This window comes from Kribbella sp. CA-294648 (assembly GCF_050943845.1).
GTDB lineage: Bacteria > Actinomycetota > Actinomycetes > Propionibacteriales > Kribbellaceae > Kribbella.
On record NZ_CP191981.1, the window covers coordinates 6229965 to 6256702 of the forward strand.

Genomic DNA, 26738 nt, shown 5'->3' on the forward strand with positions numbered 1-26738 from the left:
GACCAGTCGAAGGAGCAGTACTACGCCCTCCCCAGCCGCCCGCCCTTTCGAGGGTCCACCCCCGAAATGGTGGGTTGCCCTGCCAGAATCCAGCTGGGCAACCCCTCCTCTGAGGGGTTAACCCCTCAGAGGGCAGACGGTCGAACGTCGACGGGTTGGCCGGCAGCCACCGAGCGGCGGGCCGCGTCGACGATCCGAAGGGTGCGGAGACCCACCGCACCATCGGGCTGCGGGACCACCGCGGGCGGAGTACCGGGAACTGCCGGACCAGAGGCTCGTACTGCGGTCAGGAACTCGGCGAGCATCATCGCGTCGAGATCACCCCCGACCGGCAGGAACACCTCGCCCGACGCGTCGGTGCCGCCGACGTGCGACTGGAACGGCGCGATCTCCACCGAACCGTTCGTCCCTGTCACCTGCAGCGTCACGCCACCCCACGTCGGCCCGTTGTCAGGCACGCTCCACGAGCAGTCGATCGTTGCCAACAGCCCGTTTTCGTAGGTGATCGTGACGAGGCCGCCGGTCTCCACCGTCACACCCTTGTCCTGGTGCAACACGTGGTTGGCGACTGCATGCACGCGCGCAGCCTCAACCCCGCCGGTCAGCCCGTCGATCAGATCCGCACAGTGCACGGTGTGGTCAACCAGCGCTCCCCCGCCGGCCAGCGAAGCGTCGGTGAACCACTGCCGCTGCGCATACGGGATCTTCCCGTTGTTCGTCCCGAGCACTGCGAAGACCTCCCCGAGCCGCCCCGCCTCGACCGACGCCCGGAGCCGCCCGTACGACGGCGCGAAGCGCACCGGGTACGCCGTCATGAGGATCACGCCGGCCGCCTCGCAAGCAGCCAGCATCGCCTCGCCGTCAGCCACCTCGGTCGCCAGCGGCTTCTCGCACAGCACGTGCGCCCCGACCGCGGCAGCCCGTTCCACGAGCCCGCGATGCAGGGCGTTCTCCGAGGTCACGACCACGGCGTCGGGACTCCACGCGAACAACTCGTCGTAGGAATCTACATACGGCACGCCAACCTGAGCGGCAAAGGAAGCGCCCCGCGGACCGGCGTCAGGCGCCGCGGCACCGTCAGGATCCGATGACAACACCTCGATGTCAGGCATCGAGCCGAGCAGCCGCGCGTACGACGCAGCGTGAGTGTGGGCGAACGACGCCAGAGCTACCTTCAGAGTCATTCCGCCACTCCCGCCGGGTTGAAAACACTCATGTCCACGGTCCGGCCGGTCGCCATCGACTCGCGCGCGGCCTCCGCAAGGTAAACGGCTGCAGCACCGTCAGCGGCGACCACCCGAGGCTCCGGACCGCCCTTCAAAGCAGCAGCCAGTTCACGCAACTGGGTCAGATAAGGGCTCTCGTAGAGCGTCGATGACGGGATCAAAAGGTCTCCCCCAGCTGAACCCGCCTGCAGCTCCTCGGAGTACCCGGTGTCCTTGCCGGAGGTGTACTCGAGCACACCCTTGGAGCCCGCGATCGAGAAGCCGGTCTTGAACGGCGTACCGGCTGCTCCCCAGGTCGCTCGCAAGTGGCTGATCGCGCCGCCCTCGTGGGTCAGCGTCACGTGAGCCGCCACGTTGACCGGGCTGATCCCGTCCACGGTCGGCGGACTCTGTACGGCGTACAGGCTGGTCACCTCGCCGCACAGCCAGCGGGCCTGGTCAAGGTCGTGCACCATCAGGTCCATGATCACGCCGCCCGAACGCGCGACCTCGCGGTACCACCCAGCGCCGGCCGGTGACGACGCCTGACGGAAGAACCGCGCGACGGCGACCTGACCGATCTGCCCGGAGACGACGGCGGAGTGCGCCGCGACGTACTCCGGGAAGTACCGCACCACATGCGCCGGATAGATCCGTACGCCGGCAGCGGCCGCCGCCGCGGACAGCTCGTGCGCGTCGGCGGCGACCAGCGCCAGCGGCTTCTCGCAGATGACGTCGCGACCTGCTTTGATCGCCGCGAGCGCGATCTCCTTGTGCGTCGCGGACGGGGTGACGATGTCGACGAAGTCCACCGCGGCCAGCAGGCCGTCGAGGGTCGGCGCCACCTCCAGCCCGTACTGCGCCGCGAGTTCCCCGGCGCCGGCGGCCGAGTGCACCAGCACCCGGGCGCCGAGCGCCTGCCAGGCCGCGACGTGAACGTGCGCGATGTTGCCCGCGCCGATCAGTCCGACCGTGAGGTCAGAGTCAGACATGACTGTCCTTTGTTAGCTGGTTGAACTACTTGAGTCCGGAGAACGCGATGCCTTCGACGACGCGACGCTGCAGGACGACGAAGAGGATCAGGATCGGCAGCATGGCCATCAGGGCCGCTGCCATCATCACGCCCGGCGAGATGCTGCCCTGATATCCACTCAGGGTGGCCAGCCCGACCGCAAGGGGCATCTCATTCGGGGACGAGGTGACCACGAGCGGCCAGAGCAGATCGGCCCAGGACGCCAGCACGGTGATGATCGCCAGCGAGATGAGCCCGGGCTTGGCCACCGGCAGGACGACCTTCCAGAAGGTCTGCCACGGGTTGCAGCCGTCCAGCCGCGCGGCCTCCTCCAGCTCGGCCGGGATCGACTTGAAGAACTGCATCATCAAGAAGGTGCCGAACGCGCTGAAGACGCCCGGCGCGATGATGCCCTGGATCGTGTTCAGCCAGCCGAGCTGCTGCACGATCTGGTACTGCGGGATCAGGTACACCTGGCTGGGCACCATCAGGATGGACAGGATCAGCCCGAGCATCAGGCCCTTGAACCGGAACGACATCCGGGCGAACGCATAACCGGCCATCGAGCACAGCACGAGCTGCCCGACCGTCCGGCCGACCGTGACCGCGACCGAGACCCAGAACTGGTCCAGGAACGGCAGCCGCTCGAACACCTCGGTGAAGTTGCTCCACTCCAGACCCTTCGGCAGCAGGTCCGGTGGCACCGCCTGGATCTCCGCGTTGCTGGAGAACGCCAGCTTGATCTGCCACAGGAACGGAAACATCATCACCAGGCTGCCGAGGACCAGGACCACATGGGCCAGCCGGTTGCTGCCCAGCCGTTGCTGGTCGGCGCGCTTAGTCATAGGTCACCCACCTGCGCTGGAAACGGAACTGGAACAGGGTCAGCAGACCGACCACCAACAGGATCAGTACTGCGACCGCGGCGGCGTACCCGCGATCGTTGCCGACGAACGCCGCGTCGTAGAAGAGGAAGACCAGCGACTGCGTCTTCGGCATCACCGGGTTGGTCGGCCCGAGCAGTGCGAACAGCTGGTCGAACAGCTGGAACCCGGCGATCGTCGTGATCACCGACAGGAAGAAGATCGACGGCGTCAGCAGCGGCACGGTGATGGACCGGAACTGCTGGGCCGAGCCGGCGCCGTCCAGCGATGCCGCCTCGTACAGCTCGGGCGGGATGCCCTTCAGTCCGGCCGACAACACGATCATGTTGAAGCCGATCGACATCCACAGCCCGAGCAGCGCGACCGCGATCAGCGCGAACCACGGCTCGGTGATCCAGGACGGCCCGTCGATCCCGAACACGCCGAGCGCCTGGTTCAGTACGCCGTACTCGCCGTTGTAGATGATCCGCCAGACCAGCGAGATGGCCGTCGGCATCGCGACGTACGGGAGGAAGAACAGGGTCCGGTAGACCATCGCGCCCTTCAGCCCCGGCCGGTTCAGCAGACTCGCGAACAGCACCGCGAGCGGGATGCCGAGCAGCACGATCGCCGTGTAGACCACGGTGTTGACGATCGCCCGGTAGACCTCGGCGTCACCGACCAGCGTGCTGTAGTTCGCCGCACCGACCCAGGTCGCGCCACCGAACGGGCCGGTCTCGGTGAAGCTGTCGTACAGCGTCTTCACCAACGGCCACAGGTAGAAGACCAACACGCCCAGAAAGGTCGGCAGGACGAAGAGCCACGGCCACTTACCGTCGGCCGAACGTGCCTTGCTCACTTCTTCTCTTTGCCCAGTGCCTCGTCCATCTTGGTCGCGATCTTCGGGGCGACCTCGGACATCGGCTTGTCACCACCGAACGCCGGTACCAGCTCGTCGGTCTCGAGCTTGTTCCAGACGCCGGTGTCCTTCGAGACCGGGTACGGCTCGGCGTACTGCTCGGCCGCCTCGATGTAGGTCTTCAGGTTGTACTGCGGCGCGCTGTTGACGAAGTCGGTCTGGGTTCCGGTGAACGCCGGGTTCGCGGCGCCGGCCTTGGCCTGGATGAGAGCCGCGTCCTTGCCACCGAGGAAGGCCAGGAAGGCGGCCGCGGCCTCGGGGTTCTTCGACTTCGCGCTCATCACGTTGGCGATGCCGTGGATGACGGTCTTGCGGTCGCCACTCGGTGCCTTCGGCAACGGCACCACGGTGAAGTCGTTCTTGTGCGGCGACTTGAGCGCGGCCGAGACGACCCAGTTGCCGTTCCACATCATCGCGGCCTTGCCGTCGAAGAACCGGTCCTGGCTCTTGGTCTCGGCGTTCTGCGCGGCGTTCGGGGTGAAGCCGCCCTTGACCATGTCGGACCAGAACTGCAGCGCCTCGATCGACTTCGGGTCGGAGTACCCGGACTTGCCGTCCTTGATCACGAACCCGCCGTTGCTCAGCATCGCCGGGTAGAAGTCGGCCTGGTTGCCGAGCGTGTCACCGGTCGCCCAGATCCCCTTCGGGCCCAGCGCCGCCTTGAGCTTCACGGCCGCGGCCTTGTAGTCGGCCCAGGTCCACTCGGCCGTCGGCGGCTCGACCTTGGCCTCGGCGAACAGGCGCTTGTTGTACCAGAGCGCGATCGTGTCGAAGTCCTTCGGTACGCCGTACTGCTTGCCGTCGAGCGTGTAGAGCTCGTTCAGCGCCTTCGGGTAGTTGGCCGGGTCGACCTGCTTGGCCTCGACCAGCCCGTCGAGGGGGGCGAGCTGCTTGTTCGAGGCGAACAGCTGGAAGTTGGGGCCGTTCATCCAGAACACGTCGGGCAGGTTGTCCGACGAGCCCTGCGTCTTCAGCTTGGTGAAGTACTGGTCGAAGGTGGCCAGCGAGATCGAGACCTTCACGTCCGGGTACTTCTGGTTGAACGCCTTGACGATCTGTTGCATCGCCGGCTGCTGGTTCACGTCCCAGATCGCGTAGGTGAGGTCGCCCTTCACCTTGGCCGGGTCGTCGGGGACCTTGGCGGCTCCCTCGCTGCCGGAGTTGCCTCCGCAGCCGGTGAGCGCCAGGGCGGCGAGCGCGACCCCGGCTACGACGGACGAAATACGCATGCTGTCTCCTCGGGCAACCTGTTACCGGGTGGCTTCACATCACGTAATTTAGTAACGTTCCTACGTTTGTATCAGTGCGCGTCGGTGTTCGCAAGGCGCATCTCACGAACACAATCGCCATCGTTACGCTCATGTTGCGACTCCCCTGCGGCGTGTTTGACCTGTCATGGGCACAATGTGCCGGTGACCGAAGCCACCGCCGCCCCGAACGCGCTCGGCCCCGCTCCCGACCCCGAGTACCGGTTGGGCGCGGTGGTCCAGCCCGATGGCACGACATTCACCGTCTGGGCACCTGCCGCCGAGCGAGTCGAACTGACGTTGCTCGGCGATGACGGGAGCCAGCGCAACCTGGATCTCACCCACACCGGCGAGTACTGGACCGGGTTCGTGGGCGGCGTCGGGCACGGGCAGCGGTACGGGTACCGGGTGCACGGGCCGTTCGACCCGACGCACGGACTGCGGTTCAACCCGGCGAAGCTGCTGCTCGACCCGTACGCTCGCGCGGTCGACGGGTCACTCGACTTCGGTAGCTCGTTGATCTACGACTCCTCGCCTGGGGACTCGGCCGGGCACGTGCCGGTCGGCGTGGTCGTTGCCGACTCCGAGCCGCCGCCCCCGATCAGCCGGCCGGTCCCGTGGACCGAGACGGTGGTCTACGAGCTCCACGTCAAGGGCTTCACCAAGCTGCACCCCGACGTACCGGAGCACCAGCGCGGCACGTACGCCGGCCTGGCGCACCCGTCCGTGATCAACTATCTGACCGACCTGGGCGTCACCTCGGTCGAGTTGCTGCCGATCCACCACTTCCTGACCGAGCCGGCGATCGCCGCGCGCGGGCTGCCCAACTACTGGGGCTACAACTCGCTCAACTACTTCGCGCCGCACGCGCCGTACTCGTCGGCGGGGTCGCTGGGCGCGCAGGTGGCGGAGTTCAAGGCGATGGTGGCCGCGTTCCATGCCGCGGGCATCGAGGTGATCCTCGACGTCGTCTACAACCACACGGCCGAGGGCGGCTTCGACGGGCCGAGCCTGAGCTTCCGCGGACTCGACAACCGGGCGTACTACCGGTTGACGCAGGGCGGCGCGATGTACGACGTCACCGGTACCGGCAACTCGGTCGACACATCGCACCCGCAGGTCCGCCGGCTGGTGATGGACTCACTGCGGTACTGGGTCGAGGAGATGGGCGTCGACGGGTTCCGGTTCGACCTGGCGGTGACGCTGATCCGCAACGAGCGGCATGAGGTCGACACGGTGGGACATCCGTTCCTCGCCGAGGTCGCGGCCGACCCGGTGCTCGGCCGGGTCAAGCTGATCTCCGAACCGTGGGACGTCGGCAACTTCGGCTACCAGGTCGGCAACTTCGGCACGCCGTGGTCGGAGTGGAACGGCAAGTACCGCGACTCGGTGCGCGACATCTGGCGCACCTCGTCGTACGGGGTGCAGGACCTCGCCTACCGGCTGTCCGGCTCGAGCGACCTGTACGGCGACGACGGGCGCTACCCGTATGCGTCGATCAACTTCGTCACCGCGCACGACGGTTTCACTCTGCGCGATCTGGTCTCCTACAACCACAAGCACAACGAACTGAACCGCGAGGACAACCGCGACGGCACCGACGACAACCGGTCCTGGAACTGTGGGGTCGAGGGCGAGACCGACGATCCCGCGGTGATCGCCTTGCGCAAACGCCAGATGGCGAACCTGATGGCAACGCTGGTGCTGTCGACCGGCGTACCGATGATCACCGCCGGCGACGAATGCGGGCGGACGCAGCACGGCAACAACAACGCGTACTGCCAGGACAACGAGACGTCTTGGTTCGACTGGTCGCTGCCTGGTGCCTGGCCGGATCAGCTGGCTTTGACGAAGAAACTGCTCGCTCTGCGTGCTGCGCACCCGGCCTTGCGGCAGTGGCACTACTTCTCGGGTCAGCCGGTGGTGCCCGGTGGTCGCAAGGATTTGTCCTGGATCGCGCCGCACGGTGGCGAGATGACCGAAGCCGATTGGCACGACGGGAATCTGCGCACCATCGGCATGTTCCTGGCCGGCGACGCGCTCCGCGGAACTGATGCCGAGGGCAACGTTCCGGTCGACAACTCGTTCCTGCTCGCCCTCAACGCGACGGCCGAGACGCGGGATGTCGTCGTACCGAACGCGTCGTGGGCACCGGCGTACGAGGTCGTGCTGGACACCAGCGGGAGCGGCGCGACCGAGGTCGAAGCCAACGCCGTGGTCCCACTCGCACCCCGCTGCCTGGTGCTGCTCCGCGCGCTCTGAAATCTGTTCACCTAGGACCTGTACCTTCGATCGTCACCAACTGTTCACGTCCGGGCCACTCCGGCGTCGAGGTGATGTCCGAAGGGGGACCTGGATGGCTTTGCTGGGAGCGGCCGAACGGCACTACGAACGCAGCGAACACGACCACACGACGCCCATTGGCGTGCTGCACCAGATGGTGGTGCGCTGGGGCGATGCCGAGCGAACTACGTCTCGGCGGGCCTTTCGACGGTGGTGTGACGGCGTTGCGTTCGTCGACGTTCAGGCGCGGACTTTCGCGGAGTTCTGGACCCGGCAGAACGAGACCGCTCGCTTTGGCGACGGTCCGCTCTGGGTGGTGCTCGGCGACTCGACGGCACAAGGTCTCGGCGCGACCTCGCCGATGCATGGTTATGTCGGCCAGACTCTGAGGACGTTGAACGACCGGTCCGACCGGCCATGGCGCGTACTCAACCTCTCCCGGGCCGGCGCTCAAGCGGCTCACGTTCTTCACGACCAACTGCCGTTGATCGAGAAGCTGGACGCCGAACCCGCGCTGGTGACCTGCGGCATCGGCAGCAACGACATCTTGGGCACCGCACCGAAAAAGGTGCACAGCAACCTGCGCGACTTGATCCGTCGTTTGCCGTCCTCCTCGGTGGTGATGGACCTGCTGCTGCCCGACCGCTTCTGGGCCGTCGGCGGTCTCTGCAGCCCGTACGTCGCCACCATCAACCGGACGATCCACACGACGGCAGCAGAACGCGGCCTACCAGTCGCCGAAGTCTCCCGGCACGCCCGCCCACCATGGCGCGGCAAACTCGCCCCCGACCTGTTCCACCCCAACGACGCCGGCTACAGCCACCAGAAGGACGCCCTACTGGCCGCACTCCCAGCAACCCTGACCCGCAGCCCCAGCGCCGCGTTGTGAGCCCTAGCCACGCCTTGTGAGCCCTGGCGCTGTCTTGTGATGGCGAAGGTCAATGCGGCTCGGCTTGCTCAGAGCTTTGCTGCTAGGCGGTCGAGTGACTTCCTGCTTTCTCGGCGTACGCCGATGGGGACGATTGCGGCTCGGCCAGGGACGCGCACTCCACCGGTGAGGGCAACTCGAGTGCCTCCGTCTGGTTCGTCGGCGGCTGCCATTCCGATCAGGAGGAAGCGGCTCTGTAGCCAGCACCAGCCGGGGCGGACTGTGCCTTCCAGGCGAGCTTTCATGCCGTAGCGGCTGCGGACCAGCATGCGCACCCGGTCTTCCGCCTGTTCGAGCATCTCGATCTCCTGCATGTCGGGCTGGATCTCGATCACCTGGGTTCCATCGCCCCACATCAGGTCCCAGACGTGGTGAGCAGTCGTGTCGAAGACGCGTTCGGTCACCGCGGCTCCCGGGATAGCCGCTGCGAGGGCGCGCAACCGGCGTACGGTGTCGAGGTCGAAGTCCGGCCACTCGGGGTCAGGCCAGTTGTCGGTCATGATGCCCACGCCTTCCGGAAACTCTCCCGGGCTCGATGGAGCCGGGATTTCGCTGTTCCTGCCGGTACTTCGAGCAGTGCCGCCGCGTCTCGCTCGTCCAGGCCCTCCAGGTCGCGCAGGACGAGCAGCGCCCGATGCTCGGGCGACAACCTCGCCAACGTGTCCCGGATATCGACCGCCAGCTGTGGGTCATCACGAGCCGGCAGCTCGGCCAGATCCGCGGCGACCTGCCGCTGCTCTCGCCGCGCCACCCGGATCGCCTCCCGAATCGCGATCGCCCGGACCCAGCCGAAGAGTGCGGCTGGGTCCTTGAGCGTCCGCAGTGATTTGAAGACCGCGACCAGGGCTTCCTGGGCGGCGTCCGGGCCGTTGCTCAAGGCGATTGGCGCGCAGATCCGGCCGACGTACGGCGCGAGCTGGTCGAGCAGCTGGCTCATCGCGAGGGTGTCACCACCCTGCGCCGCCCGCACGAGCTGCTCCGGATCCTCGATCACGCCGCGAACTCTTCCAGACGGGTTCGCCGCGCCCGAATCAAACCGACGTCGATCGTCAGGAGTGCCAGGCACGCGGGTGTGTAGAGCAAAAGGTTGAGCCAGTAGAACGCAGTACTGGTGTCGCCGAAGGCCCACACCAGGCCCAGCGCAGCGCGCGCGGTCAGGCCGGCAACGAGGCCGGCTACGACAAGTCTCGCGAGCGAGGACCTTCCGGACCGGAGTACTGCGAAGGCGAGCAGCAGGTGCAGCGCTGCCAGCGGCAGCACGACCGCTGGACCGAAGGACACTTCGCGGCCGAGAACCGCCAGCGAGAGGGATCGTTCGTCAGCGGCGGGCCAGGTCGCGCCCGTTGCCCAGTAGAGATGTACGGCTGCGAGCAGGATGTGCGCGCCCGCGGCGAGTTTTCGAGTTCCCATCCCGACCCCTCCTCAGATGTGGGTGGACATCCGGGAAGAGGAGCCGTTCGGCCGAAACGTTCCCTGGTGTGACGCAGGTCTCAGGCTTCGGGATTCTGCGGGCCATCGGCCAGCAGGAGATAGATCGAGCGGCGGGCGTCCGCCAGGATCTTGGCCGCGGCTGCGCGCTGCTCTTCCGAGCCGCTGCGGCCGACCTGCCGGGTTGCGCCGTGCAGTTCCTCGAGCAGTCCGCGCAGGTCGGTGGCGGGCTCGGCGCTCGCGAAACCGGCGAACGGGTCGGTCGACGTCTCGCGACGCCCCTCGACGTATTCGCGACCGGCGTCGGTCAGGGTGACGAGCTTGCGGCCTGCCTCGGCGGTCACGCGGACCAGGCCCTCGTCTTCCAGTTGGTTGATAGTCGGGTAGATGGCACCGGGGCTGGGGGTCCAGCGCCCGCCGCTGCGATCAGCGATCGCCTGCATCAGTTGGTAACCGTGCATCGGCTCCTCGGCGAGCAGCATCAGAACGGCCGTTCGGACATCACCGCGCGGGGCTCGGCCGCGGCCTGCGCCACGTCCGGGGGCTCGTCCACCGCGACCGCGGTGCATCGGCATGCCTTCGCCCATCCGCGATCCGTCGCGGCGGGGGTGACGGTGGCCGCGTCGGCGGCCTCTGAGTTCGTTGGGGGTGTTCATGGAATCCTCCTCGATATTGTTCATGACACTAACGATATATCGCTAGTGTCATGAACGCAAGCCCTGTCCCGAAACTTCACCTTGCCCCTGGGGCAGGGTGTTCACTGAGCTCCATGACGGCGCCACGCGACACCGATGACGAGCTGACGATCAGCGAGTTCGGCCGCCGGGCCGGCCTCTCCCACAAAGCACTCCGCCTGTACGACGTGTCAGGGCTGCTCGCACCGGTCCGGGTCGACCCGGTCAACGGCTACCGCCGGTACGCCGTCAGCCAGCTCGAACGCGCCCGCCGGATCAGTGTGATGCGCCAGCTCGACATGCCGCTGAGCACCATCGCCGAAGTACTGGCAGGCACCGACGCCGAAGGCCTCATCCGGCTGGACCGGTGGTGGGCGGCCGAGCAGGCGACCAACGAGGCTCGCAAGGCGACTTTGGAGTACCTGCGGGACCGGCTGCTCCGTCCGATCAGTCTCGCGTTGCCGCCACGGCCGGTACTGACTCGCGACGTACCGGAGACCAAGGTGGCGTCCATCCGGGCCGACACGGACCAGCAGTCGCTGATCGGGGTCATCGTCTCGTCGACGATGCAGATCCTCGCGCATCTCAACCAGGGCGGTGCTGACCTACCTGGCAGCTCCTGGGTGATCTACCACGGAGCAGTGACGCCGGAGAGCGAGGCGACAGTCGAGGTGTGCGTGCCGTTCACCGGACTGGTGGACCCGGCCGGGCCGATCGCGATCCGGGTCGAGCCTGCGCACACCGAGGCCTACTGCACGATCACCAAGGACGAGTGCGCGTACCCGCGGATCATGCTCGCCTACGACCTGGTCGAGGACTGGGTCCGGCGCTCCGGCCGGCCCACTACCGGTCCCGCCCGCGAGGTCTACCACCCAGGCTTCCAGCACCTCCCCGGCTCCGAGCCGGGGGTCGACATCGCCCAACCGATTGAAGGACATGCTTGATGGACTACTCGGCCCAAACCCACTACAGCGATCCAGGCGTCCATGCTGCGCTGTTCGACGCACTGCCGTCGGACATCCCTGGCCTGACCGCCGTGATCCGCAACCTGGTCATCCACTACCGCGGTGGCGGCATCGAGTTCACCGGTGACCGCTACGAGGAGATCAACCATCGGTGGGTCGAGGCGATGCTGACCACCGACCAGAACCGCAACGGTACGCCGCTGGCCACGCCGCGCGAACCCTTCGACCGGATCGTCGGCTGCTGCCGCGACTACACCCTGCTGACCGTCTCGGCCCTGCGCCACAAGGGCATTCCGGCCCGCAGCCAGATCGGTTTCTCCAACTACTTCGCCGAAGGGTTCAACCACGACCACGTCGTCGCGGAGTACTGGAACGGCGAGCGCTGGGTGATGGTGGACGCGCAACTCGAGCCCGGTCCGCCGTGGCTGTTCGATCCGCAGGACATGACGCCTGGCTTCTTCAGGTCGGCGGCGGAGGTGTGGCTCGGGTATCGGGCCGGCGAGCTTGATGGCGACGCCTTCGGCGTGGACCCGTCGCTGCCGATTCGTGGTGGCTGGTTCATCCGCAACTACGTGTTCTTCCAGCTGGCCCATCTGCAGGGTGATGAGCTGCTGCTCTGGGACAGCTGGGGCGCGATGTCGGACAACCTGGACGGCGACCTCGACCTGACCGACCAGATCGCCACCCTCCTTGTTGCCTCCGACAACGGAAACACCGCGGCAACCGACGAGCTGGCGGCTCGCTACGCCACCGACCCCCAACTGCACCCGGCCGGGCAGGTCCTGCAACTCTCCCCCGCCAACCACCCACCGGTAACGATCGACCTAAAAACCCGGACTGTTGCTGTTTAGGGCTGCCCCACGCCCGCAGCTCGCTCGCTCCTGCGTCACTCACACGCCACAAGCTCCCACCCACCCCAGGACGCAGGCTCCTCCGTCGGCCGCTTGGCGTGAGCAGTGTGATCACGCAGGAGCCCGAGTGGCGGGGCAACTGCAGACTGCGTGGACGGGGGCGATGTCCCGCGTGGGCAACTGCCCCCACGCCGGCGACTCGCTCCCTTCTGCGTCGCTCAGACGCCACTAGCTCCCAGCCACCCCGGGACAGGCTCCTCCGTCGCCCGCTCGGCGAGAGCAACGTGATCGACCAGGGAGCCCGAGTCGCACAGCAACTGCAGACTGCGCGGACGGGGCGAGGTCCGCGTGGAGATCGCCCCCGCGCTGGCGGCTCGCTCGTTCCTGCGTCGCTTACACGCCACTCGCTCCCACCTACCCTTGGAACGCGGGCTCCTCGCTTGGTGAAAGCAGTGTGATCACGTAGGAAGCTGGGTAGCACGGCAACTGCAGACTGCGACGGGGCGATGTCCCGCGTGGGGGACTGCCCTACGTCGGCGGCGCGGACGGCGCGATGTCCCGCGTGGGGGGACGGCCCCTCGCCGGCGGCGCGGACGGGGCGATGGTCTGCGCGGGGATTGGGCCCGCGACGGGGGAACCGAAGTGCGGGCTTTCCGTCGACTCCTTGTCCGGACGGTCGGGCGGCTGGGTGGAGGAGCGACGTCACAGTGGGCGCCGTGGTCTTCTCCGCGTGGGTGGCCGCCTCAGCCGAACAGGTGTCATCAGCACCAAGCTGCGGGCGGGCATGGGTCCGGGCGCGCATGCTGAACGCCCGCTACCAAACTGTGGGCGAGCATGAGTCCCGGCGCGCATGCTGAACGCCCGCTACCAAGCTGCGGGCAGACATGGATCCGGGCGGCCGTGATGAACGCCCGCTACCAAAGCCGTGGGGGGCATGGGTCTGGGCGCGCGTGGTGAACGCGCGCTGAAGGGTGTGGGTGTTTCCCCCAGGGGTGCGGCGCCGCCTGCGGGCGCCGGGCGTTTACGGGCCGGCGGAGGGGGTGCTGTTGTCGCCCCAGGGGTCTAGGAGTGCGGCGGCTTCTGGGGTGAGCCAGGACAGGTCTCCAGTACCGACCTGCGCCTTGGGCCGCGAGTCTGGCTGCGGATCGGGTTCCTGGGTGAGGCTGGTGGTGGGTACGCGGTCGGGGTGTTGGTGCTGCGGGTTTACGCTGACCTGTCCGCTGGAGGTCGGGGTGTAGTAGTGGGACAGGTCGGTGAGGTTGGCGAGATCTGCGGCGCTGGTGATGCCGGGGCTGGTCCAGGTGGGCCGGGTGACGTGGACGACGCCTCCGGTGATGGTGATGGCCCACTGGCCGGAGTGGACGGCGCGGTGGTGACCGGCGCACAGCAGCACCAGATTCGTGATCGAGGTCGGGCCGCCGTCGATCCAGTGGATCAGGTGGTGGGCGTGGCACTGCCACGGCGGCGCCTTGCAGACCACACAGCCCTTGTCCCGCCTCATCAGCGCCCGCCGGATCGGCCGCGTCACGAAACGCTGCTCGGTGCCCACGTCCAGCGGCTGGGAGTCCGAGCCGAGCACGATCGGCAAGATCGCGGCGTCACAGGCCAGCCGCCGGATCGCGGAGGCGGACAGGTTGTCGCCGTACACCAACTCCCCGACGGCTTGGGCGGTGGCGGCGCGGAGGTCGTCGAAGTCGATGGTGATGGTGATGTGCGGCACGCCCGGGGCGTGCGAGCCGTTCGAGGTGCCCGGGTCGCTGTCGGTGCGGGGTGTGTTGGCCGCGGCCAGGTCCAGGATCAAGCTCAACGCGTCGGCCTGGCGCTTGGCGTGCGGGCGCGGGTCCAGCTCACCGTCGACGGTGCGGTGAGGCTTGGACAACCGGTTGATCTGGGTACGGAACTGTTCAGCGTTCTCCCCGGCCAGGTAGCCGCTGAACTTCACGCCGCCGTCGGCCCGGTGCAGCGTGAGCGACTCACGGGCGGCGGCGTCGTGTTCGGCGGGTTCAGGGCCGTCGGTGTCCAACCGGGCCAACACCTCGCGGCCGAAACCCAGCAGCCCGTCCGGAGTGAGCAGCTGAGCGGCTTCGATCATCTGCTCCTCAGCCACCCGCAGCAAATCGTCCGGCACCGACGCCGGCGCCTTCTCCAAGGTGGTGACGATCGCTGCGGCCTGGCCCGGGTTCAACACCAGTGCCGGGGCGTCGGCAGTGGTGGGCGTCGGGTCCGTTGGTGCCGCGGGGTCCGGCAGCGCGGCCTTGACGGCGGTGTAGCTGCGGAGGGCCTCGGCGGTCGTGAGGTCTTGCTTGATCTCGCGGCGGTTGCGATGGTGACGCAGCGACAAGAACTCGATGGTGTCGCGGGCACCATGCTCGCCTGCCAGGCCGCGCTGATCGAAGTCCGCGACCAACTGCAGGCGGTACGTGCTCAGAGTGGAAAGGGCAGCCTCGACCGCGTCGAGAGTGGACAGCAAAGCGCTGTCACCGAGCCTCGACGGTGGGAGTAGCTGCGTGGTCTCCATACATCAAACTCTAGACACCGCCACCGACAATTTCCGTGCCCAGACCGCCTTGTAGATAAGGGAAACCGCGATTGGCAGGAACTGGCCAAGATGTGCAGAGGGAACCCAAAGCTGTGTACAAAGCAAGGGCGGAGGGGTGGATACGGGGGGTCACCGGCGCAGGCAGCTGTCTGCGCTGGTGACCCGCTTGCTCTGCGCGCTCAGGTCGTACTGCTGCTTGTCGCCCAGCCTCGCCTGACACCGTCGGGTGTGAGGATTTGCGGATGTCGATGATCTGGGAAGGGCGCAGTCTGACCGCGGCGGAGGCGGATGGGCTCAAGGCGGATCCGGAGTCGCTGGGGGATCTTGTCGAGCAGGCGGGGAAACCGCCGGCTGTTGCTGACCTCGACAAGGCGTGGCATGGACTGCACTGGGTACTGACCGGCGCCGCCTGGGGTGCCGAAGGTGCTCTTGGGCAGGCGATCATGGGTGGCGAGGAGTTCGGTGAGGACTGGGGTTACGGACGGCCAAGGCTGCTCGACCCGGCCAGTGTGGTTTCGGTGGCGGCGGCGCTTGATTCGATCGGCGCGGACGAGCTTCGTGCGCGGTTCGATCCCGACGCCCTGTCGGAGGCCGAGGTCTACCCGGACATCTGGGACGAAGCGGACGTCTTCGACAGCTACCTGCTGCCCAACTTCGAAACCCTGAAGGCGTTGTACACCCACGCAGCCGCCGACGGTCGCTGGGTGCTGCAGACGCTCACCTGACCCGGGTCAGCGGCGTACCCGGTAGCGGAGGTGGGTCGCCTCGGGGGTGTCTACTACGCGGACGATGTCGAGTTCGATGCGGCTCGGCAGTACGTCGAACAGGCGTCGGCCGTTGCCGAGGAGTACTGGGATCTGGTGGATCTGGAGTTCGTCCAGTACTCCGGCCTCTAAAGCGGTCTGGGCTGTGTAGGCACCGTGGACCAGCACGTATCGATCCCCAGCCGCCTCCTTCGCCTGGGCCATTGCGCTGGCGATGCCATCGGTGACGTAGGTGACCTTCGGGTACTTCGCCACCGACGGTGCGGGCGGCCGGTGGCTGGGGACGAAGATCTGTACGCCGTGCCGGTCCCCACCCCAGTGGTCGACCTGCTCGACGGTGTTGCGGCCGGCGACGATCGCGCCGTACTGCTCCATCTCGTCGCACACCTCCCCCGCTACCCCACCCGGCCGGCCGAACTCTCCCTCGGGCGTGATGAACCAGTCGTGCAGCCGCATGAACCCGTCGCCGCCCGGGTTGTCCGGGGTGTCGTTCGGTCCCGCGATGAACCCGTCGAGCGACATCGACATGTAGAGAACGGAACTGGCCATCGGTCTCTCCTCGGATTGTCCGGCGCGGCGGATCCGCGTTCGTACCCTCCACACGAAGAGTCGCCCTCGCATTCGACAATTCCGCGAAACGACGGCCGGAGTACATGGTGTGAGTGGTTGTGGTCGTCTCTGTTCGAATGCTTTCGGAGTCTTGCTGCTCCCGTCGAAGCCCGATGACCCTTGGTCCCATGTTGCACAACACCCGGTGGCGGCGCGCGGCGTCCGTGGCACTGATGATCACGTCGATCTGGACCAGCGCGCCGTACGTCGCCGCGTCGGCAACCGATACTGACCTGGCGGGCAAGGCCCCCGGGCTGATCTTCGGGGACGAGACCACCGCGTGGAGCGACATCGTCGTCGACGGTGACGACGTGGAGCGGGATTCGGCCGGCGAGGCGTACAACGTCTTCGGCGGCTTCGGGTCGGTCTCCTGCAACAACACTTCGCGGCTGCTGCTCGACTACCGCGAGGAGAACCCGGCGGCGTATTGGCGGATCCTCAATCTGCTCTTCAACAAGCGGACCGGCGCGGGCCTCAACCACATCAAGGTGGAGCTCGGTTCGGACACCGACACCTCGTCGGGCGCCGAGCCGGCGACGAAGCGCAGCGCGGACGAGCCGGCGAACGTACTGCGGGGCGCCGGTTTCCGGCTGATCGCGGACGCGAAGACGATCAACCCGCACGTCAAGGTCGAGGCGCTGCGCTGGGGTGAGCCGTCCTGGACGGGCAACCGGCCGGCCGATCGGTACCGGTGGTACAAGGAGACGATCGACGCGGCGTACGACACGTACGGCGTCAAGTTCGACTACCTCAGCCCGTCGCAGAACGAGCTGAACATGAACCAGCTCGGCTCCGAACTCGGTTGGGTGGTCGACTTCGCGCAACGGCTCGAAGCGGACGCGCGGGCCGGCGACGCCCGCTACGACTACTCCAAGATCAAGGTCGTCGCGATGGACTCCTACCGCAACGGCGAGACGGTGGCCGCGGCCATCCTGAAGAGTCCCGAGGCACTCGGCCAGATCGATGCCATCGGCATCCATTACACGATCGGCGGCGGACCCAACCTCACCCGGCTCAACAAGGAGCATGGCAAAGAGGTGATCTACTCCGAGGGCGTCGCGCCGATGATCGACCCGGAGTACCGGATCAATGCCCAGCCGGAGCGGGGCGGGATCGGCGGTACGGTCGGCGCGGTCGACATCGCGGACCGGTTCATCAACGCGTACCGGTGGTCCGGGTCCGGTGACAACCCGGCGCACATGACGTCGTTCCTGTTCCAGCCCGCGGTGAGCGCGCTGTACGAAGGATCGTCGTACTCGCCCAAGCATCTGATCCGCGCGTCCGACCCGTGGTCCGGGTACTACGAGGGCGGGGTCGGGATCACCCTCGTGCGGCACTTCATGCAGTTCATCGACGAGGGGTGGGAGTATGTCGAGGGCGCCAGCTTTGGGGACGGGACGTTCGCCGACGGCGGCACCGCGGTCGATTCGAGCACCCGGACGTACCTGACGTTGCGGGAGCCGGCCAAGCTGGGCGACGGCCCGGGCACCGACTTCACCCAGGTCCACGCCAACAACACCAGCAAGGCCCGGTACTTCGAGGTCACGGTGACCGACCTCGGTACCAAGGCGTCGACACCTCTTCATCTCTGGCAGACCAAGGGTCCGGACGACGCCGCCAAGCAGCCTGTCGACGTGAACCACTTCCAGAATCTGGGGTTCGTCACACCGGTTCGCTTGGAGACCGGCGACAACGGCAGCAAGTACTTCGTCTACCGAATCAAAGTTGAACCGTACTCGATCCTCACGATGTCGTCGCTGCCCCGCGGAGTCCACCGCTCGGCCACGGAGTACTCCCCCGGCGAGTACGCGCCGGCCGCCGCGAACTCGCCACTCGCACTCCCGTACTCCGACGATTTCGAGTACTCCGGCTATCCGACCGAGGACGTCAACGGCGTCGACATGAGCTATCTGCAGCGCCGTGGCGGAACCCCGCGCTACACGGCTGACCAGAACGGTGCCTTTGAGGTCGTTGAGTCCGGCGAGGGCCATGTGCTCCAGCAACGCATCCACGCGGACAACCGCGGCTACACCTGGAACTCCTGGGGCGACGGGTCTCAGAACCGTCTCTCGACGGCCACCCCGGCGACGATACTGGGTGACCACACGTGGGCGAACTATCGCGCCTCGATCGACGTGCGCTTCGACCGCGATGTCCGCAACCCTGCGCTGGCCAACTTCGCCGGACTCGGCGTCCGGCAAGTGGTGTCGCAGGGAGCGAATCTCGCGGCCTACTCGCTGCGCCTGTCGCCAGTGGGCGGCTGGGAACTGCGCAAGCTCGACACGGTCGTTGCCTCAGGCACCATCACGGGCTTCGATCCGGACGCCTGGCACCGCATCTCACTGGAGGCGAAGGAGAACCAGCTCACTCCGTCGGTCGACGGCTCCGAGCTGACGACCTGGACCGACACGGCGCCCAACACCGTCATGGCGGGCCGCATTGCCCTGACGTCCGGCTTCTACGAGAACAGCTGGGACAACCTTTCCGTCGTACCGGTCGAGGGGCACGCCTGGCGTTCGGACAAGCTGGACGACACTGCATCTGTTGTTGGCTACAGCGGTCCGGCGCAGTTCCAGCAGGTGGGCTTCGCGAACTACAACCGGACGTTCCACGTACTCAGCCCGGGCGCATCGGCGACGGTGCCGTTCCAGGGCACGGGCCTCAACATCTTCGGAGCAACCGCCCGCGCCACCCTGGACATCTCCATCGACAGCGCCCCAGCCCAGCGAATCACCGTCGGCCCAACGGGCACCCGCCAAACGTCGTACTGGCTCCGAGGCCTGACAACAACGAACCCTCACACCCTGAAGGTCACGGTCGTGACCGGCACCTTCACCATCGACGGCATCGACATCCTCGGGTAACTCCCCCGCGTCGGCGCCTCGCTCGCTCCTACGTCGCTCACACGGCACTGGCTCCCTCCCACCCAGGACGCGGGCTCCTCCGTCGCCCGCTTAGCGAAAGCAGGCCGATCACACCGGTGACCCATTGGGCGGGGCTACTGCACCAGCATGGGCCAGACTGAATGCATTGTGAGTTCTATGCGATTTGCATAGAGTTGTGGAATGGAGTCGAGGTTGGAAGAAGTCATCAACGCGTGGCACGCGAGTGTGAATGCTGGGGATCTGGAGCGGTCGGCGAAGGTGGTCGGTGACCCGATCGTCGTACTGGGACCCAAGGGTGCTGGGCCGATCAGCCCGGCGCAGTTCGCCGAGTGGGTGGAGCGTTCCGGGATCAAGTTGGTGCCGAAGTCGTGGCATCCGGTCGGCGAGCGATTCATGGTTGTCGAGCAAGAGGCGAGCTGGCCGGATCCGGCGAAACCGACCAGGGTGGCGACGGTGTTCCGGGTGAGTGGGGAGAAGGTGACCGCTGCGCTCCGGCTGCCGGATCTTCGGTCAGCTCTCGACCTCGCGTCCATCTGCCGCGAACTGGCTGCCACCGAATGAGTTCTGAGCCAGGGCCGGGCCAGACGTTGTTCGAGTTCGTGCGCCATTGGTCGCGCAGAGCCTCGGCCATGGACCCCCGAACCGCGGAACAGGGCCGGCTCGTCCTCGTCATCGAGGCGATCGACTCACTCACCCGACGCGGCGAGCCGGCAACGATCAACGCGATCGCCTACGAAATCGGCTTCGACCAAAGCGGCGCGTCCCGACTGGTGAAGAGCGCCACGGACGCCGGCCTGATCGAGCTGTGGACCCTCGACACCGACGCCCGCCGACGCCACGCCACCGTGACACCGACCGGCCACACGATGCTGAAGAACGCCCACGCTTGGCAGGAGAAAGTCTTCAACCAACTCACCGACGACTGGACGCCCGGCCAACGCCGCGCATTCCAGCAAGCGATGACCACCCTGATAGACCGCTCCTACTCCCTGAACGCGTGAAACTACCCCCACGTCGGCGCCACGCTCACTCCTTCGTCGCTCACACGACACCAACTCCTACCCACCCGCCGGCTCGTGGAGCGGCTGCTGGACTTCACGCTCCGACTGCTCGAGGAAAGCCGAGTGACGTGGCAGCCACTGCCAGCAGGGTTTCTCCGTCATAGTGAATTCCGAATGCTCATGGCAGGTCAGATGGCTCGCTGCCCAGTAGTCCGCCGTCCGGAGGGACGATCGGGTTGCGATGACTCGGATCGAGAATATGTCTCACCGTCTAGGCGGCAGGTTGGGGAGGAGGGCCGGTAGGCGGGGGTGAACGGCCCGGAGTACGTCGCTGAATGCGTCGATCTGCCGGATCATCGCCTCCGGCCCGCTACGCTTGACAGCTTCGTCGAGTCGACGGGCGGCGGCTTGGTCAGTCGGCTCGCCGTGTTCCAGCACCGCCGCCAGATGGTGCCGGACCTGTGTCCCGTGGCCGTCGACGTAATAGCCGTCCGGAATCTCGCCGTCCTGGCACCACCCAACCAGTACGAAGACCGCCTGCTCCCTCCAGTCCAGCTCCACCTCGACGAACGTCTCGCCCAAGGAATAGGCCAACGTCGTCTGGATTCCGCCATCGGCCCGTCGCGGACCCCCACGCCCCAACTGTTCGAGGAACCGAAGCGACATCTCGACCGACGCCAGCACTTCCTCCCGCGTAGGCACCGCCTCAGAAGTCAAAGCCCGGCCCTTCTCCCTCGAACTTCCCACCATCGACTCCGGCTGCGACTCTGCGCGTTAGTCAATCAAGCTGATCCCGCGCGGCCATCAACGCGAAGCCGAGCAGGTTCTCGCCGAGCCACTGCTGCGGATCCGTACTCCGCTCGTCGTCGGCAGCCAGTCCCGTGCCCCAGATCCGATCGACCGGACTCGCCTCGACCAGCACGCGGTCTCCAGTACCGGCCAAGTACTTCGCAAGCTCAGCGTTCTGGCGAAACTTTGACACGTTGCCTGCTACCACGATCGCGAATCGCTCCCGCCGCCATTCGGCTCCGTCAAAGTTCGCTACCTCGCGCCCCAATGCCTTCGCCTCACCAGGATGACCAGCCGCCAAGATTTTCGCAGCCGAAGCAATGTCACCAAACAGCCGCGCCTTGGCCGTCATCATCCAGTGCTCGGCAGTCGGATAGGTGACGCCGTCGACGGTGAATTCCGCCGGATACCACTGACTGAAGCAGCTCGCATCCACCTCGCCCGGTCGCCGCGGCGTGTGGCCCCAGAAGAAGACATACCGATACTTCCGGCCCGCGGCCATCCCTTCCACCAGTTGCCCGACTGACCGCGGTTCCACGTGACCCATAGCCCCATAATCCAGCTCTGTTCCCTCACCCGCACCTGACTTTGATCCAGCGCCCGGCCAACAACCTGCTGCGCCATCGCCAATCGTCGAACACAACGACGGTCTGGCCCAGCACCCAACAGTTGGTAGATGGCAGGCGCGCGCCCGGGAGAAGCAGTCGCCCCCGCCGCTTTCACCAAGCGGGCGACGGAGGAGCCCGCGCCCCAGGGTGGGTAGGAGCCAGCGCCGTAGTGAGCGACGTAGGAGCGAGCGGTGGCGCCGGCGTGGGGAAAACAAACCGCGGGCCCCGCCTAGTGAGGTAGGCGGGGCCCGCGAGAGTTCAGGGGCTCAGAATTCGGAGCCGGCTGGGAGGTCCGGGGTTTCCGGGTCCTCGGGGTCGGACGGCCCAGCAGCCAACCCCAGCTCGGCCGGGCTGGCCAGCATCGGGTGGTTGGGGAGGACTCGGACCGTGTAGCCGAAGGGACCGGTGCGGTCCAGCTTCAGTTCGCCTTCGAAGCGGTGGCGGTTGCCTTCGTAGGTTTCCGCCAGCGACAGCGACACCCGGACCGGGTCGGTGATCTCGTCTTCCGAATTCACCCGGCCGTGCAGCGCCTCGACATCAATGTCGCCAGGTGTCAGGTCGCCGAGCGTCACGAACGCGCGGATGCCGACCGTCGTACCGAGCTGCGGGACGTCACCGAGACCCTGCAGCTCCACGTGGTCGACGCGGATCTGCGACCAGGCCGCCCGCACCTGCTTCTTCCACGAAGCGAGCTGACGGGCGCCGTCGTACGTCGAGTTGAGCTGGCGCGACGACCGTGCGGCCGGGACGTACAGCTGCTCGACGTAGTCGCGCACCATCCGGGTCGCGAGCACCTTCGGGCCGAGTTCCTTGATCGTGTGCCGGAGCATCTCGATCCAACGGCCGGGGACGTCGCCGTCGTAGAAGCGCGGCGCGACCTGCTTCTCGATCAGGTCGTACAGGGCGTGCGCCTCGAGGTCGTCACGGCGATCCGTGTCCTCGATCCCTTCGGCGGACGGGATGGCCCAGCCGAACTCGTCGTCGTACCACTCGTCCCACCAGCCGTCGCGGATGGACAGGTTCAGCGCACCGTTCAGCGCCGCCTTCATGCCGGACGTTCCGCACGCCTCGTAGGGACGCAGCGGGTTGTTCAGCCAGACGTCGCAGCCCGGGTACATCGGCTGGGCCAGCGCGATGTCGTAGTCGGGCACGAAGACGATGCGGTGCCGGATCTCGGGATCGTCGGCGAACCGGACCATCTCCTGGATCAGCTTCTTGCCACCCTCGTCGGCCGGGTGCGCCTTGCCGGCGATCACGATCTGGACCGGCCGGGTCGGGTGCAGCAGCATCGCCTTCAGGCGGGCCGGGTCGCGCAGCATCAGGGTGAGCCGCTTGTACGACGGTACGCGGCGGGCGAAGCCCATCGTCAGCACGTCCGGGTCGAGGATCGAGTCGACCCAGCCCAGTTCGGCCTCGGAAGCGCCCCGGTTCACCCAGGAGGCGCGGACCCGGGCGCGGGTGTCGTCGATGAAGCGCTGCCGCAGCATCCGCTTCGTCTCCCACAGCTGCGCGTCGGTGGTCTTGTCCAGACCCTCGAACATGTTCTCGGAGTCACCCTGGTCGGCGGCCGCGTAGGTCAGCGCGGAGATCTCGCGCGCCACCCAGGTCGGCGCGTGCACGCCGTTGGTGATCGAGGTGATCGGTACGTCGGAGGGGTCGAAGCTCGGCCACAGGCCGGCGAACATCCCGCGGCTGACCACACCGTGCAGCTTGGACACGCCGTTGGCGCGCTGGGCCAGCCGCAGCCCCATGATCGCCATGTTGAAGACGGCCGGGTCGCCGCCCTCGAAGTCCTCGGCGCCGAGCGCGAGGATCCGGTCGACCGGTACGCCGTCGCCGAACACGTCGGGCGAGAAGTGCTGCTGGATCAGCTCGACCGGGAAGCGGTCGATCCCGGCCGGGACCGGGGTGTGGGTGGTGAAGACGGTGCCGCCGCGGGCCACCTCGAGCGCGGTGTCGAAGTCGAGCCTCTGCTCGGTGGCCAGTTCGCGGATCCGCTCGATGCCCAGGAAGCCGGCGTGACCCTCGTTGGTGTGGAAGACCTCGGGCGCCGCGTGACCGGTGACCCGGCAGAACTCGCGGACGGCGCGGACACCGCCGACACCCAGCAGGAGCTCCTGGAGCAGCCGGTGCTCGGTCGTTCCGCCGTACAGGCGGTCGGTGACGTCGCGCTCGGCGAGCTCGTTGGCCTCGGTGTCGGCGTCCAGCATCAGCAGCGGCACCCGGCCGACCTGGGCGACCCAGATCTGCGCGCACAGCTTGCGGTCACCCGGCAGGGTCACCTCGATGGTGGCCGGAGTGTCGCCGTCGCGGAGCAGGCTGATCGGCAGACCATCCGGGTCCACCAGCGGGTAGCGCTCCTGCTGCCAGCCCTCGCGGTTCAGCGACTGACCGAAGTACCCGTGCCGGTAGAGCAGACCGACGCCGATCAGCGGTACGCCGAGGTCGCTCGCGGCCTTCAGGTGGTCACCGGCCAGGATGCCGAGGCCACCGGAGTACTGCGGCAGGACGTGGGTGATGCCGAACTCCGGGGAGAAGTAGGCCACCGAGCTGACCGGGGAACCGGCCTCGGCCTGGAACCACCGGTCGTCGGCCACATAACCCTGGAGGTCAGTGACAGCCAGTTCCAGTCGCCGCAGGAAGGCTTGGTCGTTCGCCAGCTCGTCGAGCCGGGCCGCCGGTACCTCACCGAGAAGCCTGACCGGGTCACCACCGGTACTGCGCCACAGTTGCGGGTCGACGGCCTCGAAGACGTCTTGCGTCTCCGGGTGCCAGACCCAGCGCAGGTTGTTCACCAGGGTGCCGAGACCGGTCAGGGGCTCGGGCAGGACAGGGCGGACGGAGAATCGTCGTATCGCTCGCACCGGGACACCGTACCGGCCCCGGGAGCCGACAGCACCTTCGGTATGCATCGATCTTGCAACGCGAGCAAGATCTTGCAGGACCAGACCAGTACCACCGCAGGACCAGTCCGTACCAGTCGCTGAACCACGAATCCGCAGTTCGGACCAGCCGGCGGGCCGACTATCCAGAGTCTGGACCGAACCGTGACACCTGCATGGCGTGGCGCGGTACTGGGAACCGATACCGTCAGTGCTGTACTTCTCTGTCCCCCGCTAGTCGGAAAGCGAAGGTTCGTTAACTCCATGACTGGGCGCATCCCGATCACCGACGTCACCCCGACCGTCGACGCCGGAGCGTATCCGGCCAAGTCGTCGGTGGGTGAGACCTTCACCATCGCGGCCACCGTGTTCCGCGAAGGACACGACGCGGTGAACGCGAACGTCGTGCTGACGTCGCCGACGGGACAGACCAGACGGATGCTGATGACCCCGGTCGGCCAGGGCACCGACCGCTGGACCGTCGACGTCACGCTGCAGGAGCAGGGCGCGTGGACGTTCGCGATCGAGGGCTGGAGCGACCCGTACGGGACCTGGCGGCACAACGCCGAGATCAAGATCCCGGCCGGGATCGACGTCGAGCTGATGTTCGCCGAGGGCGCGGCCTTCTTCGACCGCGCCGCCGCCGGCGTACCGCCCGCAGTACGGGTGGACCGGGCAACATTGAGCGACGCGGCGCAGGCGCTGGCCAACGGTGCGCTGCCTGCCGAGGCACGACTCGCGGCCGGTATCTCGCCGCAGGTGCGCTCGGCACTGGGCCGGTACCCGGTGCGCGAGCTGATCACCTCGTCGGAGACCTATCCGGTGTGGGTGGATCGGCAACTGGCGTTGTACGGCAGCTGGTATGAGTTCTTCCCGCGCTCCGAGGGCGCGGAGTACGACGAAGAGAAGCAGGAATGGAAGTCCGGCACCTTCCGTACCGCGGCCAAGCGGCTCGACGCCGTCGCCGCGATGGGCTTCGACGTGCTCTACGTGCCGCCGGTGCACCCGATCGGCAAGTCGTACCGCAAGGGCCCGAACAACACCCTCGACCCGAAGCCCGGCGACCCGGGTTCGCCGTGGGCGATCGGCTCGGAAGAGGGCGGGCACGACGCGATCCACCCCGAGCTCGGCACCTTCGAGGACTTCGACTACTTCGTCGGCCGGGCCCGTGAGCTCGGCCTCGAGGTCGCCATCGACCTGGCCCTGCAGGCCTCGCCGGACCACCCGTGGGTGACCGAGCACCCGAAGTGGTTCAGCGTCCGCGCCGACGGCTCGATCGCGTACGCCGAGAACCCGCCGAAGAAGTACCAGGACATCTACCCGATCAACTTCGACAACGACCCCGAAGGCATCTACGCCGAGGTCCTGCGGATCGTGAAGCTGTGGATCGCGCACGGCGTCACCGTGTTCCGGGTCGACAACCCGCACACCAAGCCGGTCAACTTCTGGGAGTGGCTGCTCGGCGAGGTCCGCAAGACCGACCCGGACGTGGTCTTCCTGTCCGAGGCGTTCACCCGCCGGCCGATGATGCGCGAGCTGGCCAAGGTCGGTTTCCACCAGTCGTACACCTACTTCACCTGGCGCAACGAGAAGTGGGAGCTGGAGGAGTACCTGCAGGAACTGACCAAGGAGACCGGCCACTTCCTGCGGCCGAACTTCTTCGTCAACACGCCCGACATCCTCACCGCGTACCTGCAGTACGGCGGTCCGGGCGCCTTCAAGATCCGCGCGGCGATCGCGGCTACGTCGTCACCGGCGTGGGGTGTCTACGCGGGCTTCGAGCTGTTCGAGCACGTCGCGCTGCGGCCGGGCTCCGAGGAGTACCTGGACACCGAGAAGTTCCAGCTGCGCCCGCGCGACTGGGACGCCGCCGCCGCGGAGAACCGCACGCTCGCGCCGTACCTGACGCTGCTGAACAACATCCGCCGCCGGCACCCCGCGCTGCAGCAGTTGCGCAACCTCAGCCTGCACAAGGTCGACGACGACGCGATCATGTGCTTCTCCAAGCGGGTCCTCGGCCCCGACGGTCACAGCGACACCGTGATCGTCGTGGTGAACACCGACCCGCACGCGGTCCGCGAGTCACTCGTCCACCTCGACATGGCCGCGCTCGGCATGCGCCCCGAGGACACCTTCACCGTGTACGACGAGATCACCGGCGCGACCTGGCGCTGGGGTCAGCAGAACTACGTGAAGCTCGACCCGAACGGCGACCCGGCCCACATCCTCGCGGTACGCCGAGGCCAGGCCTGACGAGGTGACATCATCGCCCTCACACAAGTGAGG

23 protein-coding genes are annotated in these 26738 nt (G+C 67.1%); 9 read left to right on the forward strand and 14 right to left on the reverse strand.

The genetic code is table 11. The annotated features are described in order from the left end of the window. Window positions 1-125: 125 nt before the first annotated feature. From ACQPYM_RS29420 to ACQPYM_RS29440, 5 genes are read right to left on the reverse strand one after another with little or no spacing between them, the layout of a single operon-like run. The gene (locus ACQPYM_RS29420; RefSeq protein ID WP_433006874.1) at window positions 126-1184 is read right to left on the reverse strand and encodes a Gfo/Idh/MocA family protein; all 1059 of its coding nucleotides are present in this window, start codon (window positions 1182-1184) and stop codon (window positions 126-128) included. Continuing rightward, window positions 1181-2197, reverse strand: a complete 1017-nt coding sequence (locus ACQPYM_RS29425; protein WP_433006877.1) for a Gfo/Idh/MocA family protein — start codon at window positions 2195-2197, stop codon at window positions 1181-1183. Before ACQPYM_RS29425 ends, ACQPYM_RS29420 begins: the two co-directional genes overlap by 4 nt. A gap of 25 nt (window positions 2198-2222) precedes the next feature. Then, window positions 2223-3062, reverse strand: coding sequence for a carbohydrate ABC transporter permease (locus tag ACQPYM_RS29430; protein WP_433006880.1), 840 nt, complete (start codon window positions 3060-3062; stop codon window positions 2223-2225). Then, window positions 3055-3939 carry a carbohydrate ABC transporter permease gene (locus tag ACQPYM_RS29435; protein ID WP_433006883.1) on the reverse strand — a complete coding sequence of 295 codons (885 nt, stop codon included), beginning with the start codon at window positions 3937-3939 and terminating at the stop codon, window positions 3055-3057. Before ACQPYM_RS29435 ends, ACQPYM_RS29430 begins: the two co-directional genes overlap by 8 nt. Then, the gene (locus tag ACQPYM_RS29440) at window positions 3936-5228 is read right to left on the reverse strand and encodes an ABC transporter substrate-binding protein (protein ID WP_433006886.1); all 1293 of its coding nucleotides are present in this window, start codon (window positions 5226-5228) and stop codon (window positions 3936-3938) included. Before ACQPYM_RS29440 ends, ACQPYM_RS29435 begins: the two co-directional genes overlap by 4 nt. A gap of 183 nt (window positions 5229-5411) precedes the next feature. On the opposite strand from ACQPYM_RS29440, the gene glgX reads away from it, so the two are divergent. After that, on the forward strand, window positions 5412-7508 hold the full coding sequence (glgX, locus tag ACQPYM_RS29445) for a glycogen debranching protein GlgX (RefSeq protein ID WP_433006889.1): 2097 nt from the start codon (window positions 5412-5414) through the stop codon (window positions 7506-7508). Between the two features lie 94 nt (window positions 7509-7602). Continuing rightward, window positions 7603-8418 (forward strand): SGNH/GDSL hydrolase family protein, encoded by an 816-nt coding sequence (locus ACQPYM_RS29450; RefSeq protein ID WP_433006892.1) that lies wholly within the window; start codon window positions 7603-7605, stop codon window positions 8416-8418. 68 nt (window positions 8419-8486) lie between these two features. Here ACQPYM_RS29450 and ACQPYM_RS29455 read toward each other — a convergent pair whose 3' ends face one another. The 4 genes from ACQPYM_RS29455 to ACQPYM_RS29470 all read right to left on the reverse strand — a co-directional run bounded on the left by ACQPYM_RS29455 (window position 8487) and on the right by ACQPYM_RS29470 (window position 10367). Continuing rightward, entirely contained in the window at window positions 8487-8957 is a 471-nt protein-coding gene (locus ACQPYM_RS29455; RefSeq protein WP_433006895.1) for a hypothetical protein, read from the reverse strand. Continuing rightward, on the reverse strand, window positions 8954-9451 hold the full coding sequence (locus ACQPYM_RS29460) for an RNA polymerase sigma factor (protein WP_433006898.1): 498 nt from the start codon (window positions 9449-9451) through the stop codon (window positions 8954-8956). Before ACQPYM_RS29460 ends, ACQPYM_RS29455 begins: the two co-directional genes overlap by 4 nt. Continuing rightward, on the reverse strand, window positions 9448-9867 hold the full coding sequence (locus tag ACQPYM_RS29465; RefSeq protein WP_433006901.1) for a DUF3995 domain-containing protein: 420 nt from the start codon (window positions 9865-9867) through the stop codon (window positions 9448-9450). The genes ACQPYM_RS29460 and ACQPYM_RS29465 overlap by 4 nt, the downstream gene beginning before the upstream one ends. Before the next feature lie 80 nt (window positions 9868-9947). Further along, complete coding sequence (locus ACQPYM_RS29470) at window positions 9948-10367, reverse strand: PadR family transcriptional regulator (RefSeq protein ID WP_433006903.1); 420 nt, start codon at window positions 10365-10367, stop codon at window positions 9948-9950. A 287-nt stretch (window positions 10368-10654) separates the two neighbouring features. Between ACQPYM_RS29470 and ACQPYM_RS29475 the strand changes: the two genes are divergently transcribed. Continuing rightward, window positions 10655-11503 (forward strand): MerR family transcriptional regulator, encoded by an 849-nt coding sequence (locus ACQPYM_RS29475; RefSeq protein WP_433006906.1) that lies wholly within the window; start codon window positions 10655-10657, stop codon window positions 11501-11503. Next, window positions 11503-12375, forward strand: coding sequence for a transglutaminase-like domain-containing protein (locus ACQPYM_RS29480; RefSeq protein WP_433006909.1), 873 nt, complete (start codon window positions 11503-11505; stop codon window positions 12373-12375). Before ACQPYM_RS29475 ends, ACQPYM_RS29480 begins: the two co-directional genes overlap by 1 nt. Before the next feature lie 1021 nt (window positions 12376-13396). Here ACQPYM_RS29480 and ACQPYM_RS29485 read toward each other — a convergent pair. Then, a complete protein-coding gene (locus tag ACQPYM_RS29485; RefSeq protein ID WP_433006912.1) occupies window positions 13397-14893 on the reverse strand; it encodes a DUF222 domain-containing protein in 1497 nt (498 codons plus the stop codon). 263 nt (window positions 14894-15156) lie between these two features. Between ACQPYM_RS29485 and ACQPYM_RS29490 the strand changes: the two genes are divergently transcribed. Further along, the gene (locus ACQPYM_RS29490; protein ID WP_433006915.1) at window positions 15157-15639 is read left to right on the forward strand and encodes a YfbM family protein; all 483 of its coding nucleotides are present in this window, start codon (window positions 15157-15159) and stop codon (window positions 15637-15639) included. A gap of 6 nt (window positions 15640-15645) precedes the next feature. On the opposite strand, the gene ACQPYM_RS29495 is transcribed toward ACQPYM_RS29490, so the two are convergent. Next, entirely contained in the window at window positions 15646-16227 is a 582-nt protein-coding gene (locus ACQPYM_RS29495; protein ID WP_433006918.1) for a dihydrofolate reductase family protein, read from the reverse strand. 188 nt (window positions 16228-16415) lie between these two features. Between ACQPYM_RS29495 and ACQPYM_RS29500 the strand changes: the two genes are divergently transcribed. The 3 genes from ACQPYM_RS29500 to ACQPYM_RS29510 all read left to right on the forward strand — a co-directional run bounded on the left by ACQPYM_RS29500 (window position 16416) and on the right by ACQPYM_RS29510 (window position 20173). Then, window positions 16416-19151 (forward strand): hypothetical protein, encoded by a 2736-nt coding sequence (locus ACQPYM_RS29500; protein ID WP_433006921.1) that lies wholly within the window; start codon window positions 16416-16418, stop codon window positions 19149-19151. 201 nt (window positions 19152-19352) lie between these two features. Further along, complete coding sequence (locus ACQPYM_RS29505) at window positions 19353-19733, forward strand: hypothetical protein (protein ID WP_433006924.1); 381 nt, start codon at window positions 19353-19355, stop codon at window positions 19731-19733. A gap of 68 nt (window positions 19734-19801) precedes the next feature. Continuing rightward, window positions 19802-20173 carry a MarR family winged helix-turn-helix transcriptional regulator gene (locus ACQPYM_RS29510; RefSeq protein WP_433006927.1) on the forward strand — a complete coding sequence of 124 codons (372 nt, stop codon included), beginning with the start codon at window positions 19802-19804 and terminating at the stop codon, window positions 20171-20173. Window positions 20174-20437: 264 nt separating this feature from the next. Here ACQPYM_RS29510 and ACQPYM_RS29515 read toward each other — a convergent pair whose 3' ends face one another. The 3 genes from ACQPYM_RS29515 to glgP all read right to left on the reverse strand — a co-directional run bounded on the left by ACQPYM_RS29515 (window position 20438) and on the right by glgP (window position 24434). Further along, on the reverse strand, window positions 20438-20875 hold the full coding sequence (locus ACQPYM_RS29515) for a hypothetical protein (RefSeq protein ID WP_433006930.1): 438 nt from the start codon (window positions 20873-20875) through the stop codon (window positions 20438-20440). A 76-nt stretch (window positions 20876-20951) separates the two neighbouring features. Further along, window positions 20952-21509, reverse strand: a complete 558-nt coding sequence (locus ACQPYM_RS29520; RefSeq protein ID WP_433006933.1) for an NADAR family protein — start codon at window positions 21507-21509, stop codon at window positions 20952-20954. A 327-nt stretch (window positions 21510-21836) separates the two neighbouring features. Further along, on the reverse strand, window positions 21837-24434 hold the full coding sequence (gene glgP / locus ACQPYM_RS29525) for an alpha-glucan family phosphorylase (RefSeq protein ID WP_433006936.1): 2598 nt from the start codon (window positions 24432-24434) through the stop codon (window positions 21837-21839). A 282-nt stretch (window positions 24435-24716) separates the two neighbouring features. Here glgP and ACQPYM_RS29530 point away from each other — a divergent pair, with 282 nt between their 5' ends. Continuing rightward, a complete protein-coding gene (locus ACQPYM_RS29530) occupies window positions 24717-26705 on the forward strand; it encodes an alpha-1,4-glucan--maltose-1-phosphate maltosyltransferase (RefSeq protein ID WP_433006938.1) in 1989 nt (662 codons plus the stop codon). Window positions 26706-26738 lie beyond the last annotated feature (33 nt).

What these genes read in the sequence shown, in the direction of transcription:
- ACQPYM_RS29420 (WP_433006874.1), bottom strand. Translation starts at nt 1,184, where the DNA reads ATGACTCTGAAGGTAGCTCTGGCGTCGTTCGCCCACACTCACGCTGCG.
- ACQPYM_RS29425 (WP_433006877.1), bottom strand. Translation starts at nt 2,197, where the DNA reads ATGTCTGACTCTGACCTCACGGTCGGACTGATCGGCGCGGGCAACATC.
- ACQPYM_RS29430 (WP_433006880.1), bottom strand. Translation starts at nt 3,062, where the DNA reads ATGACTAAGCGCGCCGACCAGCAACGGCTGGGCAGCAACCGGCTGGCC.
- ACQPYM_RS29440 (WP_433006886.1), bottom strand. Translation starts at nt 5,228, where the DNA reads ATGCGTATTTCGTCCGTCGTAGCCGGGGTCGCGCTCGCCGCCCTGGCG.
- ACQPYM_RS29450 (WP_433006892.1), top strand. Translation starts at nt 7,603, where the DNA reads ATGGCTTTGCTGGGAGCGGCCGAACGGCACTACGAACGCAGCGAACAC.
- ACQPYM_RS29455 (WP_433006895.1), bottom strand. Translation starts at nt 8,957, where the DNA reads ATGACCGACAACTGGCCTGACCCCGAGTGGCCGGACTTCGACCTCGAC.
- ACQPYM_RS29465 (WP_433006901.1), bottom strand. Translation starts at nt 9,867, where the DNA reads ATGGGAACTCGAAAACTCGCCGCGGGCGCGCACATCCTGCTCGCAGCC.
- ACQPYM_RS29470 (WP_433006903.1), bottom strand. Translation starts at nt 10,367, where the DNA reads ATGCTGCTCGCCGAGGAGCCGATGCACGGTTACCAACTGATGCAGGCG.
- ACQPYM_RS29475 (WP_433006906.1), top strand. Translation starts at nt 10,655, where the DNA reads ATGACGGCGCCACGCGACACCGATGACGAGCTGACGATCAGCGAGTTC.
- ACQPYM_RS29480 (WP_433006909.1), top strand. Translation starts at nt 11,503, where the DNA reads ATGGACTACTCGGCCCAAACCCACTACAGCGATCCAGGCGTCCATGCT.
- ACQPYM_RS29485 (WP_433006912.1), bottom strand. Translation starts at nt 14,893, where the DNA reads ATGGAGACCACGCAGCTACTCCCACCGTCGAGGCTCGGTGACAGCGCT.
- ACQPYM_RS29490 (WP_433006915.1), top strand. Translation starts at nt 15,157, where the DNA reads ATGTCGATGATCTGGGAAGGGCGCAGTCTGACCGCGGCGGAGGCGGAT.
- ACQPYM_RS29495 (WP_433006918.1), bottom strand. Translation starts at nt 16,227, where the DNA reads ATGGCCAGTTCCGTTCTCTACATGTCGATGTCGCTCGACGGGTTCATC.
- ACQPYM_RS29500 (WP_433006921.1), top strand. Translation starts at nt 16,416, where the DNA reads ATGTTGCACAACACCCGGTGGCGGCGCGCGGCGTCCGTGGCACTGATG.
- ACQPYM_RS29505 (WP_433006924.1), top strand. Translation starts at nt 19,353, where the DNA reads ATGGAGTCGAGGTTGGAAGAAGTCATCAACGCGTGGCACGCGAGTGTG.
- ACQPYM_RS29510 (WP_433006927.1), top strand. Translation starts at nt 19,802, where the DNA reads ATGGACCCCCGAACCGCGGAACAGGGCCGGCTCGTCCTCGTCATCGAG.
- ACQPYM_RS29520 (WP_433006933.1), bottom strand. Translation starts at nt 21,509, where the DNA reads ATGGGTCACGTGGAACCGCGGTCAGTCGGGCAACTGGTGGAAGGGATG.
- ACQPYM_RS29530 (WP_433006938.1), top strand. Translation starts at nt 24,717, where the DNA reads ATGACTGGGCGCATCCCGATCACCGACGTCACCCCGACCGTCGACGCC.